Origin of the sequence: Pedobacter frigiditerrae, from assembly GCF_032678705.1 — a bacterium.
Classification (GTDB): Bacteria; Bacteroidota; Bacteroidia; order Sphingobacteriales; family Sphingobacteriaceae; genus Pedobacter; species Pedobacter frigiditerrae_A.
The window spans coordinates 1,766,445-1,778,505 of record NZ_JAVTSS010000002.1; the positions used below are offsets into that span (position 1 = coordinate 1,766,445).

Consider the following 12,061-nt stretch of genomic DNA (forward strand, 5'->3'; position numbering starts at 1 on the left):
CTATGCCATAACATTTAAATGCCCGTTTTGTTTGTCAGTTTTTCTGCTAAAGCACTTAGTTCATCAAAGTCGAATGGTTTCGCTATAAAAGCATCGGCCCCGGCCTTTGCAGAGAGTGCCTTTACATCATTATTGGCAGAAATATAAATAACAGGTATTTCTTTTAATTCTTGGTCAGCTTTTAGCAATTGCGTTGCAGCAATGCCACCAATAGCGGGTATCCAATTGTCCATTAAGATTAAGTTGGGTTTTGTTTCCCTTGTTCTTTCTATTACATCATCGCAAGTGGGATGGGTAAAAACTTGCCAACCCATGTCTTCAAAAAGAAAGCTGAAGATGTTAAGCAAATCTTCATCATCATCAAATATCAATACTGATTGCTGAGCCATGAAGGCTAAGATAAATATTTTTTGAGACAGAAGTTTTGGCAACAGCCGGATTGATTTTTTTAAAATACCCATCAAAACCAGCAATACATAATAAGTCTGGAGTTACCTCGAAGAAATATTCCAAGTCGAAGGTTACTTTAGAACTCAATTTTTCCATACCTGATAATTGTTCATGCCCTCATTAATTTATTTGAAAATTGCTTTTTAAACTACTGCAATACAAATTTTATCTAAATTGTTTTCAATTAGTTAGGCAAGGAGTAATTATGTCAATTTTGCAATCATTTTAGGCAGTTTTGTGAACTGTTAATCTTGCACGTTGTTAATTTTTTAATGGTTTTTAAGTATAATTCCATAAGTAACCAACATTACATTAACATACGAAAAATTATTGTGATTAGTGCTAATGGCAATTTTATACAGGATCAATAATTTGTATCGAAAAAATGAGTTAAACCTGTGGTCCATACTTTGATTTGCCTATGAATTTAAATTAACGTGGACATATCCAAGCCGACGAAAAGACAAGCTTAATGGACTCGATGAACAGAAAGTGAATTTAAAAAAGGCGCTAGCGCTTATTTTGAGCTTCCGTTAGAGTAATGTTGATTAACCTATGCAATCTTGCTAGCTGGGCCGTGCACGATCAATATTTCTTTTTGGAAAAATTTCTTTTCCAGTTTTTTCTTCAGTTGCTGCCAATAGGCGAGGTCTAACTTTGGTAGTAAGAGCTCATAAATAAACATCGACTGCTCAGTACAGGTATTTTTATCTTGAATGCTGCTGTTTTAAGAAAGGTAAAACATAAGTAGCCTCTGGTTGTTTCAACAAAAAAAGAGCCTATGAAAAATCCTATTTTGTATTTGATGTTTTTGTTACTGGCAGCATGCAGTAGCAAGGAACAAAAGAAGGAAACTGATAAAGATACTGATGCATTGCAGTCTGACACTTTAGTATCTGCTACAGCAAACAGTCAAAAATTGGACAGTGTGGATATGTCATTTTTCCAAAAAGCAGCCTATGGCGGTATGATAGAAGTAGAAAGTAGTAAAAAGATTTTAGCACTGACCGAAAACCCAGAGATTAAGGTTTTTGCAGAGATGATGATACAGGATCATGGTGCGGCCAATGAATATTTAAAAGGATTGGCGCTAAGTAAAGGTTACGCCTTGCCAGCAAGTTTACCTAACAGTAAGGTAGAACTCATTAATAAAATGGATTCATTTAAGGATGAAGGCAGAAATGAATACTACCTGTTGTTAATGGTGAATGAACACGTCAATGCGATTGATCTTTTTTCATTGGCAAGCCGATCTACCGATAAAGAAATTAATGCTTTTGCGAGCGGTTTGTTGCCTACGCTTAAACACCATTACAACCACGTTAAAAAAACGGATAGTTTATATAGGCAGCCAAGGATGAACCAGGGAGATGATCCGCTGAAATTGAGCGATAGGGAAAAACAAAAGAAATAGAATTTACTTTCCCATCAACAGAATGACGATGTCCTCCCGATAGCTATCGGGGCAAGCTGAGCATGATAAAGCGTGTTAATGGATAAAATAATGATCAAATGGCTAATTTAGATCGGTTTTTAGCAGCACAATATACAACCTTCCACAATGCATTGTTAGAACTAGAACGAGGAAAAAAACAATCGCATTGGATGTGGTACGTTTTTCCGCAGCTGATGGGTTTAGGCCATAGTGAAACTGCCAGATTTTACGGCATCAATGACTTATCGGAGGCAAAAGAATTCTTGGCACATTGTATTTTAGGCAATAGATTGATAGGGATAAGCAAGGTATTAATGGCGCTAGATCAAAATGATTCTTTAAAAATATTTGGTTACCCAGATCAGCTTAAACTCCAATCATCAATGACTTTATTTGCGCATGTACCTGGAGCAGACCAAGTGTTTAGAGCGGTGATTAAACAGTATTTTAATGGGCAAATGGATGAAGCGACCTTAAAGTTGCTAAACGAAAAGGCTTAGGGCGAGCACGTCGGTGTATAGACAATTAGATTTTGACCCAGCAGTTCACCTTTTTGTATAACATCAATAAGACATTTTAATCAAGTCCCACCAAGTTTTAACGCCCATCGGATTGTCAAAAATATCTTCTCCAAATAAGATATAGAGAGAAACCACTGAATCTAGAATGATGGAAATATTGAGGATAATGAAAAAGCCGACGATGCTCCAGAAGTTTTTACCAAACAACACCAAGCCTTGCCAAAGTATAAGTAGGTAGCTAAGGTAAAATAGGGTTAAATCTATCTCATCTTTATAGGCTATTAGGGGAAAATAAAGCGGTATGGCAACAATTCTTAAACAATAGCTTAAGCCTAAGGTAAAAAGCCAAAACACAGCCACCTCGGCTAGGTTAAAATATTTTCTGAAGGCAATCCAACTCAACAAAATCTGCACTGGCAAAATCAATAAGGCCTTAAATTTAGTTTCATGGAATACTACTTTGCCAAATTCATTATTTGTATTAAAAATTTTATCTTGATAAGCAAATACGTAACCATATAACAAAGCAACCGCACCGGCAGTTAGAATGAAAAAGAGAATGGGGCTAAAGTATTTTTTCCTTTGTCCATTAAAGTAGTTGGCGTAAAAGCTACGCGGATGTATAACGAGGTCTTTAAGGAGTCTTAATAATCCCTTATCGGTATGTGTAATGGCGTGCCAACCATCATGAAAAAGCTCATTGATGTGTAACCTTGCTGTCGATACTTTTTGACCACATACTCCACAGTAATTTTGTTGTACTGTTGCGCCACAATTATTGCATTTCATAGTTTTAGGGGATTGGTACTAAGATATGTAAATCCTGCAAAAAAGATATATGGGTTGATGAAAATTGGAATAAATGTTTTTCTTTTTCAAACAACTACATGCAAATTGATAAAACTATTTCCGCTCCTTATTGTTGCCTAATAAAATTGAAATTTTATGGGTTTTATTAAATCGGCACTGATTGGTGCAGCAGTATATGCAGCAGTGCAATATATTACAAAAAGGGACGTATTAACAGGCAGGTCTATCTTAGATGATATTTTGGAAAGAGCACCGGAATACATAGAAAAAGCAAAAATTTATGCTAAAGAGGTAGAGATTAAAATGGAGGCACCAACGCCTGAAGAACCTATTATTCCGGCTTCTTATTAATTACTCGTTAAGGCTAGGGGCGATAATGTTTTGGATGATTTGACGCAACCATGTATTGGTATTTCGATTGTCGCTCATGGTTTGTTCCAATAAAGTGGCTTCAGTTGCTAGGGCTAAGCCTTTTGCTAAGGGATGCAGCAATTCGTAATACGCTAGCTTTAGGTTTTGCAATTTTAAGGCACAATGTATGATTTGCAAATCCTGCGGTGCTGATTTTTTGGTGCTGAGCTTTAGAATAGGTATACCTTCATTTACCTTAGGTACAACTAATTTCCCGAGGTTTAAGGCGGTATGGATAAGTTTTAACCTAGATATGTGTTGTACTTGGTCTGATATTTCTGGCGTTAATGCCTTTGAAAGCTCAGCAGTAAGGGAAGCCTTTTCCAGTTTAGCGTATAGCTTTGCAAATTGTTGTTCAATAGCAATGAGCGCCAATAACCCATCTACAAAATGGTTTAATAATATAGCCTGTGGTTTTGGTAGTTCTTTAGGCATACCTGTTTACATTTTTGATTAAATAGTCAATGTCAAAAGGTTTGTTGATGAAGGCTTCGGCAGGGCATAAATGTTTTACTGAAGAGAAATCTCTATGTGCCGACATCATGATGATGGGGATGTCTTGAGTGGCGGCGTTTGCTTTAACCTCATTACAAACTTGCATGCCATCCCCATCGGGCAACATCACATCCATGATAATAAGGTCGGGTTGCTCTTGTTCCAAGTGCTGTTTGAAACTAACTACAGTGCCATAAGTTTTAACTTCATATTCTTCCTGTTCTAACAAGATGGTTAATAGTTCTCTTAGGGATTCATCGTCTTCAAGTACAAATACACATTTTTTCATATCGGCTCCTCTCATTTTAGTACCTAACTTTTTAGGAGGTGTTTTGTTTGCCATATTCCTAAATGGGTTGAGTTTATTTAAAGATTGTATAAGGTGAAAGTTATTTTAACTAACGTGTAAAGGGTAAGAACCAGAAGGTGATATTTTTGTTTGTAAGGTTAATGCTGCTGCCGAAAGGTGATAATTGCCCAATTTGTTTTCATATAAAGAAGACAATTTCTGATTAGTCAAGGCTGCCTTTGCAGCTAAGCTCCAAGGAGATATTCCTTTCATATTTTGAAAGTTTAATGGGGTTTATTGTCGTTAAACATCCCCTAATAAGCTTTGTTTTTAGTTTTTGAAATTACGGCATTCGTTTCTGGTAACTCAAAATGAATAAAACCTTGTGTATCATGTTTTGTTAAGCATGCATAAAATGAATTTTAGAAAATGGATAGTCAACTGATACCTAAACAAGAAATTGGAAGTGAGATGGATGCTGTTTCTTCTATTTCTTTTGAAACTTTAGCGGAAGCAATTACATTTTTTGTCATTGCAAAAAAGAGATTAGCCGACGTAAGTAATTGGTCAAGGGTGTGTGGCACTGAAGCTACAACATTCGAATTATTAAATACTTTAGGGTCGGCACCTGCTGAATTGGGTGAGGGTAACTTAATTAAAATTGATATCCCTGGTCCAGGTACAGGAATTGGCGGTGGTTATGATTGGGTAAAAATTGAAAAGATAGAATCGGGAGAAAACTTGAACGAACAATTTTTTGGCTTTCGGGTAAGGCCATGTGCCAATCCAGATAAACCATTGGCAGGCACGGCACATTTTTTTAAAGATTCGGCTACCTCTACCTTTTTGGTTCGACTTGCACAAAATACCGTATATGCAGAAATGCATGGGCGTAATGAAGTGCCAAATACAGCAGACGCCAGTTTTTTTGACGGATTGCGGAACATGACGGTAGGTTACACGGCCAAAATAGGATTGTCTTATCCGCAATGGAAATTACTGGTAGATGGCTTAGTTAGAGAAGAAGATCCAGTGAGTAAATCTAGCTAAAAATTGCATGCCTATAAACCTTCAAAACTATTATTCAGGCACCAGCGGCCTATTGCTGCCAGTTCCCAACAAGCTTTATTATCCGGAAGAATTTCAGGATAAAAGCAGGCTTTGTTACTATGCTTCCTTAATGGATACCATCGAAATCAATAGCTCATTCTATAAAATCCCACAGGCAGCTACCCTTAAAAAATGGGCAGCAACTGTACCCGATGAATTTCGTTTTACCTTTAAACTGTTCAAGGAAATTACCCATCACAAGGATTTGGCATTTGATGTAGCTGTAGTAGAAAAGTTCATGCAAGTCACCTCCCATGTGGGCCAAAAAAAAGGATGTTTATTGGTGCAGTTTCCGCCTAGCATTCGCATTAATCATTTACTGCAATTAGGCAGGTTGATGGGAATTTTAAGGGCTAATGACCCATCAATGGAATGGAAAATTGCTTTAGAGTTTCGTCATCCTTCTTTATATGTTGATGAAATTTATAAGTTGTTAGAAACCCATCAAATGGGAATGGTTTTGCACGATAAAACACCTGCTAATTCTCCTATTTTAGAAACACACCCAGATTTTGTGTATTTACGTTTCCATGGGCCGGGCGGTAATTATAGAGGAAGTTATGCAGATGATGTACTTTATGAATATGCCAGTTACATTAGCGATTGGCTAGCTGAGGGCAAAGAGGTGTTTGTTTATTTTAATAATACCATGGGTGATGCACATGGCAACCTAAATATGCTAAGACAAATTGTACGAGATACTTATTTGTAAACATTTTCGCATCTGTTGTGTTTAAGCTCACACCATTATACCATAAGATGAATCAAAAAATTAACGAACCACAAATTAACATTGAGAAACCATACGAGCTTTGGGACTGGGCTGCAGAACTGCAAGTGAGTACAGAAAGACTAAAAAAAGCCGTGTTAACAGTTGGAAAGTCTGTTTATGCAGTTAAGTTATTTTTAAAAAAATAAAGATGGAAACGAGCCAAAATCCTTCACCTACTAATGATCCTAACCAAGATTTACAGCATACGCTTAGTTTTGCTGGCGCAGATGGCAATCAAAAGCATGAAATAGAAAGTGATGAAGATACCTGGGAACCCTTTGATGACCAAACTGAACATCGGCTAATCAATGCTGAAGATGCGGCTGACCTATTTCATTGGGCCAATGAATTTCAAATTAGCGTGGCAGATTTAAAAGCTGCCATTGTGCTCAATGGAAATGCTGTAAGAGACATCAAGAAATATTTAAGTATTTAAGTGATGGCAGAGTTACCAGATTTAACCGTTTTCGCAGGCATTTTGAATAGAAGATTTAAAGGGAAAACTTTAAAAGAATTGGAGGTGATAGTTGCCAAGAAAATCAATGTTTCTGACGTAGAATTGGCCAAAACTTGGTTAAATAGCAAATAAAATATCCTGTTCTCCTTTGCAATTCTTTCTTTATTTTAATAACAATTTTATCATTCCCAAAAGGTGTTTCAAACATTGTGGCAAATAATTTGTTCTAGTAAAATAATTTTAAAGAGGTGCTGTATTTGAACTTCATTAACGTAATCAAAGTATAATAGAATAAACAAAGTAATATGCCAAAGAAAAAGGCTACTGCTGAAGTGGCAAATAATTTAACGTTTCTCAAAACCCCAACTGGAATTAATGGTTTAGATGAAATTACGCTGGGAGGCTTTCCAAAAGGAAGACCTACGCTAATTTGCGGCGGCGCAGGTTGTGGTAAAACCTTATTTTCACTTGAGTTTCTGGTTAAAGGTATTGAGGAATATAATGAACCAGGTGTTTTTATTGCTTTTGAAGAAAAAGCAGAGGAATTAGCCTTAAATGTAACTTCTTTAGGGTTTGACCTAAAGAAACTACAAGATGAAAAGAAACTGCGTATCGATTATATCCACGTGGATAAAAGTGAAATACAAGAAACTGGGGAATATGACCTACAAGGACTATTCATCCGTTTAGGCTATGCCATTGACTCTATTGGCGCAAAAAGAGTAGTTTTAGATACAGTAGAAAATTTATTCTCTGGCTTAACAAATGAAGGTATTTTAAGGGCAGAATTGCGCAGGTTATTTCAGTTTTTAAAAGACAAAGGGGTTACCGCTATTGTTACAGGAGAAAGTGGAGAAAAAACGCTAACCAGACAAGGTTTGGAAGAGTATGTTTCTGATTGTGTCATTCTTTTAGATCATCGTGTGGTTAATCAAATCTCAACCCGTAGGTTAAGAATTGTTAAATATCGTGGTTCCTTACATGGCACCAATGAATATCCTTTTTTAATTGATGGGGATGGTATATCAGTATTACCTGTAACCTCTTTAAAGTTAGATAAGCCAGTTTCAAAAGACATTATTAATTCAGGTATTCCTTCATTAGATAAAATGTTTCCTACAGGAGGTTTTTATAAAGGCAGTAGCATTTTAACTTCTGGTACCGCCGGTACAGGTAAAACAAGTATCGCGGTTAGTTTTGCAGATGCAGCTTGTAAACGAGGAGAAAAGTGTCTGTATTTCGCCTTTGAGGAATCGCCAGCGCAAATCATTAGAAACATGAAATCTATTGGTATGGATTTGCAAAAGCATGTTGATAAAGGTTTGCTAAAATTCTATGCCTCTAGACCCACTATGTATGGTTTAGAGATGCATTTAGTGGCTATACATAAGGCTATACAGCAATTTAAACCTAATGTGGTTGTATTAGATCCCATAACCAATTTAATTACCATAGGTAGTTTTAGTGAAGTTAAATCTATGTTGGTAAGAATGATAGACTTTTTGCAAGAAAACCAGATCACGGTTATGTTTACGGCATTAACATTAAATACCGTAATAAATGATTTAACAGACGATGGTGTTTCTTCTTTGGTTGATTCATGGATTTGCATTAAGGACATTGAAATGAATGGAGAGAGAAACAGAGGTTTGTATGTGATGAAAGCTCGTGGAATGCAACACTCTAATCAGATTAGAGAATTTGTAATTACCAATGATGGCTTAAGTTTAGTGGATGTATATATTGGTCCGGAGGGAATTTTAACAGGTTCGGCAAGGGAATCGCAAATGCTGCTGGAAGAAACTGGACAAGTTTTACATACAAATGCGGTAGGTAGAAAAGATCGCGAAGTATTAAGGAAGCGTAAATTGTTAGAAGCTAAGATTGAAAGTCTAAAAACAGAATTTGAATCGGCGGAAGAAGAATTGAATAAGATCTATATCGAGGACGAAATCAAACGTGGTGTAATGAACAAAACACGCCAACAAATGACGGACCTGCGATCTGGAAATAAAGATGTTAAATAGAAAGGATAAGCTTGTGAGTAAGAAATATGAATTGAGATTATATGTAGCTGGGAAAACGCTTAAATCAGTTACCGCTTTAAATAACTTAAAACAGTATTGTGAAGAGCATTTGAAGGGAGAATACGAGATTGAGGTAATCGATTTGTTAGAAAAACCTCAGTTGGCAGAGGGCGACCAAATTTTAGCCATACCAACATTGGTTAAAAAAGTACCAGAACCCGTTAGAAAAATCATTGGCGATCTTTCTAATCAGGAGAAAGTTTTAGTGGGTTTAGATATCAGACCTAAATTATAATAAATATAAACAAATGAATACAGAAGGCAGCTCACTGCAAGATTGGGGTATTGCAGCTGATGAAAGATACAGCCTTCGGTTATTTGTAGCTGGGGCTTCATCCATATCTATAAGAGCAATTGGTAATTTGCAAGCTATTTTAGATGAACATCTAAGAGATAGGTATGACTTGGAAATCGTAGATATCCATCAACAACCCTTATTGGTAAAAGAAGAAAATATTTTTGCAGTGCCTTTGTTAATCAAAAAATTACCATTGCCAATAAAAAGATTAGTTGGCGATATGTCTGATAAGGCAAAAGTGCTTAAAGGTTTAGGATTAGCGTAATTGAAAGAGTATGACAGAGGATCCAAAAACACAAGAGGAATTATTAGCTGAGCTTGAAAGGTTAAGACTTCAAGATAGGCAACAGCGTAAAGCATTGTCTAGTTTAACCGATCAACTGGAAGAAGCGAACGATACTTTAGACGCTATAAGAACGGGTGAAGTAGATGCTTTGGTTATAAATGGTGCAGATGGGCATCAGGTTTATACGCTAAAAAGTGCCGACCAAACCTATCGCATCTTTATTGAGCAGATGATACAAGGTGCAATTACCATTAATAAAGCTGGCACCATACTCTATAGCAATTCCCAATTTGCTACTTTAATAAACCAACCGCTTGAAAAAGTAATTGGGCAACCTTTCTATAAATATTTCATGGAGTCGGATGTTCCTTTGTGCAAGGAATTGGTAGACGGCGCATGGCAGGATATTGTTACCAAGGCCGAGTTAAGGTTAAAAGGTAACAATGGAGAAATACCCGTTTTGCTCTCTCTTAAAACATTAAATTTGGATGAAGGCGTTTCTTTGAGTGTTATTTTAACTGACCTCAGCGAGCAAAAGCTAACGCAAAGATTATTGCTTAAAAAGAATGAAGAACTGCTGATTTCTGAACAGTTAGCTTCACAGTTAAACACCAATTTAGAAGCTTCCGTAAAAGCCAGAACTCAAGAATTGTATAAAAGTCAACAACAATTAAGCAGGGTTTTAGAAACAATGGCCGAAGGGGTAATGATTGTTGATGTGAATCATAAAATGACTTATGCCAACAAAATGGCTCAGGATTTTTTAGGCGTAAGGGGAAATGAATATAGCCTAGGAGGATACCATAACATGAAATGGGAAACCTACAAATTGGATGGAGAACCTTTAGCCATAGAAGAGCACCCTATTTACTTGGCCATGCAAACAGGAAAAGCAGTATATGATTTTGAAATCGCTTTGCAAGCAGAAGGCAAGGAGTTAGTTTATTTATCCGTAAATGCTGTCCCAATTTATGATGAAGCTAAAAAATTAACAGGAGGTATTGGAACCTTTGTTGATGTTACCCATAGACGAAAAGCAATTCAGCAAAAGGATGATTTTATTAGCGTGGCAAGCCATGAGCTAAAAACGCCAATTACAAGTTTAAAGGCAGCACTTCAACTATTAGATAGAATTAAGGATAATCCAAGTTCACATTTGCCAAAACTAATAGCGCAAGCAAATAGGAGCATGACCAAGGTAAGTAACCTTATAGAAGAACTTTTAAATGCAAGTAAAGTTACCTCAGGACAAATGCACTTAAAGACACAGTTGTTTAAGCTAACAGATTTGATAAAAGAATGCCTGTCTAGCATAAATGAAAACTTTAAGTCTAAATTAAGAATAAATGGCGATTTAGATTTAGTGGTTAATGGAGATCCCAATCGAATAGAGCAAGTAATTGTTAACTTTATCAATAACTCCATTAAGTATGCCCCTAATGCTACATTAATAGAAATTCTGTTAGAAAAGGAGAACAATATTGCTAAAGTAACAGTAACTGATGATGGGCCAGGTATTCATCCTGATAAGTTACCTCATCTCTTTGAACGTTATTATCGTGTAGATGATGGAGGGGCCCAATATTCTGGCCTTGGATTAGGGTTATACATCTCAGCAGAAATCATTAAAAAACACAATGGCGAAATTGGTGCCATTAGTGAATTTGGTAAAGGAAGTTCTTTTTGGTTTACACTGCCAATTGAATAGGATTAATAGGGGCTAATATTTTATCACGATATTTGCCTGTCTTAAATCAATCAACAATGAAAATAGCTACCTATAATGTTAACGGTGTAAATGGCCGATTGCCTGTTTTACTTCGCTGGTTAGCAGAAACGCAACCAGATGTTGTTTGTTTACAAGAGCTGAAAGCACCAGATGAAAAATTCCCTTTGCAAGCCATTAATGATGCAGGCTACAATGCTATTTGGCACGGACAAAAAAGCTGGAATGGTGTGGCAATTTTAGCTCGTAATTTAGAAATCAAAGAAACACGCAGAGGCTTAGCTGGTGAAGAGGATGATTTGCACAGCAGGTATATAGAAGCCGAGGTGGGCGGAATTGTAATTGGCTGTTTGTACTTGCCTAATGGAAATCCTGCCCCTGGTCCAAAGTTCGATTATAAAATGCGTTGGTTTCAACGATTAACAGATCATGCACAAAAATTATTATCCTATAACTTGCCCGTTATTTTAATAGGCGATTATAATGTAATGCCAACAGAGTTGGATGTTTATAAGCCCGAACGTTGGGTAGAAGACGCTTTATTTAGACCGGAAGTTCGTCAGGCATTTAAAAACTTGGTAGACCAAGGATGGACAGATGCCATTCGCACACTTTATCCCGATCAAAAAATCTATACCTTTTACGATTATTTTCGCAATGCTTACGGACGTGATGCCGGTTTAAGGATAGATCATTTTTTATTAAGTCCACAAGTAAAAGATTTGTTAAAAGCTGCTGCGGTAGATCGTCATGTGCGTGGATGGGAAAAAACAAGTGATCATTGCCCTGTTTGGATAGAAATAGCGAATTAGAATAACGCAAATTTATGGCCTTAACCTACACAACCAAAAGGAATATTTTATAGCTATTCAGTTAATTTTTTTTCTTTAGGTTTAAATATAATTTCATCCCAA

Annotated in this window: 19 protein-coding genes; 13 read left to right on the top strand and 6 right to left on the bottom strand. The window is 36.5% G+C overall.

Going from position 1 to position 12,061, the window contains the following annotated elements; genetic code table 11:
• Window positions 1–14 precede the first annotated feature (14 nt).
• Together R2Q59_RS18205 and R2Q59_RS18210 are read right to left on the bottom strand one after the other, a co-directional pair.
• Complete coding sequence (locus R2Q59_RS18205) at window positions 15–389, bottom strand: PleD family two-component system response regulator (RefSeq protein WP_316771477.1); 375 nt, start codon at window positions 387–389, stop codon at window positions 15–17.
• The gene (locus R2Q59_RS18210; RefSeq protein ID WP_316786778.1) at window positions 361–546 is read right to left on the bottom strand and encodes a hypothetical protein; all 186 of its coding nucleotides are present in this window, start codon (window positions 544–546) and stop codon (window positions 361–363) included. The genes R2Q59_RS18205 and R2Q59_RS18210 overlap by 29 nt, the downstream gene beginning before the upstream one ends.
• A 685-nt stretch (window positions 547–1,231) precedes the next feature.
• Here R2Q59_RS18210 and R2Q59_RS18215 point away from each other — a divergent pair.
• Window positions 1,232–1,864, top strand: coding sequence for a DUF4142 domain-containing protein (locus R2Q59_RS18215; protein WP_316786780.1), 633 nt, complete (start codon window positions 1,232–1,234; stop codon window positions 1,862–1,864).
• A gap of 98 nt (window positions 1,865–1,962) precedes the next feature.
• Entirely contained in the window at window positions 1,963–2,385 is a 423-nt protein-coding gene (locus R2Q59_RS18220; protein ID WP_316786782.1) for a DUF1810 domain-containing protein, read from the top strand.
• A 63-nt stretch (window positions 2,386–2,448) separates the two neighbouring features.
• On the opposite strand, the gene R2Q59_RS18225 is transcribed toward R2Q59_RS18220, so the two are convergent.
• On the bottom strand, window positions 2,449–3,195 hold the full coding sequence (locus R2Q59_RS18225) for a DUF3667 domain-containing protein (protein WP_316786784.1): 747 nt from the start codon (window positions 3,193–3,195) through the stop codon (window positions 2,449–2,451).
• A 156-nt stretch (window positions 3,196–3,351) separates the two neighbouring features.
• Between R2Q59_RS18225 and R2Q59_RS18230 the strand changes: the two genes are divergently transcribed.
• Window positions 3,352–3,567 (top strand): YtxH domain-containing protein, encoded by a 216-nt coding sequence (locus tag R2Q59_RS18230; RefSeq protein WP_316786786.1) that lies wholly within the window; start codon window positions 3,352–3,354, stop codon window positions 3,565–3,567.
• Here R2Q59_RS18230 and R2Q59_RS18235 read toward each other — a convergent pair whose 3' ends face one another.
• Genes R2Q59_RS18235 through R2Q59_RS18245 form a run of 3 tightly spaced genes read right to left on the bottom strand, consistent with a single transcriptional unit; the run spans window position 3,568 to window position 4,684 of the window.
• A complete protein-coding gene (locus R2Q59_RS18235; RefSeq protein WP_316786789.1) occupies window positions 3,568–4,062 on the bottom strand; it encodes a DUF892 family protein in 495 nt (164 codons plus the stop codon).
• Window positions 4,055–4,465 carry a response regulator gene (locus R2Q59_RS18240; protein ID WP_316786791.1) on the bottom strand — a complete coding sequence of 137 codons (411 nt, stop codon included), beginning with the start codon at window positions 4,463–4,465 and terminating at the stop codon, window positions 4,055–4,057. The genes R2Q59_RS18235 and R2Q59_RS18240 overlap by 8 nt, the downstream gene beginning before the upstream one ends.
• A 51-nt stretch (window positions 4,466–4,516) precedes the next feature.
• Entirely contained in the window at window positions 4,517–4,684 is a 168-nt protein-coding gene (locus R2Q59_RS18245) for a hypothetical protein (RefSeq protein WP_316771494.1), read from the bottom strand.
• 156 nt (window positions 4,685–4,840) lie between these two features.
• On the opposite strand from R2Q59_RS18245, the gene R2Q59_RS18250 reads away from it, so the two are divergent.
• The 10 genes from R2Q59_RS18250 to xth all read left to right on the top strand — a co-directional run bounded on the left by R2Q59_RS18250 (window position 4,841) and on the right by xth (window position 11,959).
• Window positions 4,841–5,461 (top strand): hypothetical protein, encoded by a 621-nt coding sequence (locus R2Q59_RS18250; protein WP_316786793.1) that lies wholly within the window; start codon window positions 4,841–4,843, stop codon window positions 5,459–5,461.
• A gap of 7 nt (window positions 5,462–5,468) precedes the next feature.
• A complete protein-coding gene (locus R2Q59_RS18255) occupies window positions 5,469–6,233 on the top strand; it encodes a DUF72 domain-containing protein (RefSeq protein ID WP_316786794.1) in 765 nt (254 codons plus the stop codon).
• Window positions 6,234–6,280: 47 nt separating this feature from the next.
• Entirely contained in the window at window positions 6,281–6,439 is a 159-nt protein-coding gene (locus tag R2Q59_RS18260) for a DUF3606 domain-containing protein (protein ID WP_316786795.1), read from the top strand.
• Between the two features lie 2 nt (window positions 6,440–6,441).
• Window positions 6,442–6,729 (top strand): DUF3606 domain-containing protein, encoded by a 288-nt coding sequence (locus R2Q59_RS18265; protein ID WP_316786797.1) that lies wholly within the window; start codon window positions 6,442–6,444, stop codon window positions 6,727–6,729.
• A 3-nt stretch (window positions 6,730–6,732) separates the two neighbouring features.
• Entirely contained in the window at window positions 6,733–6,882 is a 150-nt protein-coding gene (locus tag R2Q59_RS18270; protein WP_316786799.1) for a hypothetical protein, read from the top strand.
• Window positions 6,883–7,055: 173 nt separating this feature from the next.
• The gene (gene kaiC / locus R2Q59_RS18275) at window positions 7,056–8,777 is read left to right on the top strand and encodes a circadian clock protein KaiC (protein ID WP_316786802.1); all 1,722 of its coding nucleotides are present in this window, start codon (window positions 7,056–7,058) and stop codon (window positions 8,775–8,777) included.
• Window positions 8,778–8,790: 13 nt separating this feature from the next.
• Window positions 8,791–9,072, top strand: coding sequence for a circadian clock protein KaiB (gene kaiB, locus R2Q59_RS18280; RefSeq protein ID WP_316771511.1), 282 nt, complete (start codon window positions 8,791–8,793; stop codon window positions 9,070–9,072).
• A 13-nt stretch (window positions 9,073–9,085) separates the two neighbouring features.
• Window positions 9,086–9,400, top strand: a complete 315-nt coding sequence (locus R2Q59_RS18285; RefSeq protein ID WP_316786804.1) for a circadian clock KaiB family protein — start codon at window positions 9,086–9,088, stop codon at window positions 9,398–9,400.
• A 10-nt stretch (window positions 9,401–9,410) separates the two neighbouring features.
• Entirely contained in the window at window positions 9,411–11,129 is a 1,719-nt protein-coding gene (locus R2Q59_RS18290) for an ATP-binding protein (protein ID WP_316786805.1), read from the top strand.
• A 56-nt stretch (window positions 11,130–11,185) separates the two neighbouring features.
• Complete coding sequence (gene xth, locus R2Q59_RS18295) at window positions 11,186–11,959, top strand: exodeoxyribonuclease III (protein ID WP_316786807.1); 774 nt, start codon at window positions 11,186–11,188, stop codon at window positions 11,957–11,959.
• The last annotated feature ends 102 nt before the right edge of the window (window positions 11,960–12,061 follow it).

Excerpts from the sequence above, each read along its gene's own strand:
- R2Q59_RS18270 (WP_316786799.1), top strand. The coding sequence starts at position 6,733 with ATGGCAGAGTTACCAGATTTAACCGTTTTCGCAGGCATTTTGAATAGA.
- R2Q59_RS18255 (WP_316786794.1), top strand. The coding sequence starts at position 5,469 with ATGCCTATAAACCTTCAAAACTATTATTCAGGCACCAGCGGCCTATTG.
- R2Q59_RS18240 (WP_316786791.1), bottom strand. The coding sequence starts at position 4,465 with ATGGCAAACAAAACACCTCCTAAAAAGTTAGGTACTAAAATGAGAGGA.
- R2Q59_RS18245 (WP_316771494.1), bottom strand. The coding sequence starts at position 4,684 with ATGAAAGGAATATCTCCTTGGAGCTTAGCTGCAAAGGCAGCCTTGACT.
- R2Q59_RS18235 (WP_316786789.1), bottom strand. The coding sequence starts at position 4,062 with ATGCCTAAAGAACTACCAAAACCACAGGCTATATTATTAAACCATTTT.
- R2Q59_RS18260 (WP_316786795.1), top strand. The coding sequence starts at position 6,281 with ATGAATCAAAAAATTAACGAACCACAAATTAACATTGAGAAACCATAC.
- R2Q59_RS18285 (WP_316786804.1), top strand. The coding sequence starts at position 9,086 with ATGAATACAGAAGGCAGCTCACTGCAAGATTGGGGTATTGCAGCTGAT.
- R2Q59_RS18290 (WP_316786805.1), top strand. The coding sequence starts at position 9,411 with ATGACAGAGGATCCAAAAACACAAGAGGAATTATTAGCTGAGCTTGAA.
- R2Q59_RS18225 (WP_316786784.1), bottom strand. The coding sequence starts at position 3,195 with ATGAAATGCAATAATTGTGGCGCAACAGTACAACAAAATTACTGTGGA.
- R2Q59_RS18265 (WP_316786797.1), top strand. The coding sequence starts at position 6,442 with ATGGAAACGAGCCAAAATCCTTCACCTACTAATGATCCTAACCAAGAT.
- R2Q59_RS18250 (WP_316786793.1), top strand. The coding sequence starts at position 4,841 with ATGGATAGTCAACTGATACCTAAACAAGAAATTGGAAGTGAGATGGAT.
- R2Q59_RS18220 (WP_316786782.1), top strand. The coding sequence starts at position 1,963 with ATGGCTAATTTAGATCGGTTTTTAGCAGCACAATATACAACCTTCCAC.
- R2Q59_RS18205 (WP_316771477.1), bottom strand. The coding sequence starts at position 389 with ATGGCTCAGCAATCAGTATTGATATTTGATGATGATGAAGATTTGCTT.
- xth (WP_316786807.1), top strand. The coding sequence starts at position 11,186 with ATGAAAATAGCTACCTATAATGTTAACGGTGTAAATGGCCGATTGCCT.
- R2Q59_RS18215 (WP_316786780.1), top strand. The coding sequence starts at position 1,232 with ATGAAAAATCCTATTTTGTATTTGATGTTTTTGTTACTGGCAGCATGC.
- R2Q59_RS18230 (WP_316786786.1), top strand. The coding sequence starts at position 3,352 with ATGGGTTTTATTAAATCGGCACTGATTGGTGCAGCAGTATATGCAGCA.
- R2Q59_RS18210 (WP_316786778.1), bottom strand. The coding sequence starts at position 546 with ATGGAAAAATTGAGTTCTAAAGTAACCTTCGACTTGGAATATTTCTTC.
- kaiC (WP_316786802.1), top strand. The coding sequence starts at position 7,056 with ATGCCAAAGAAAAAGGCTACTGCTGAAGTGGCAAATAATTTAACGTTT.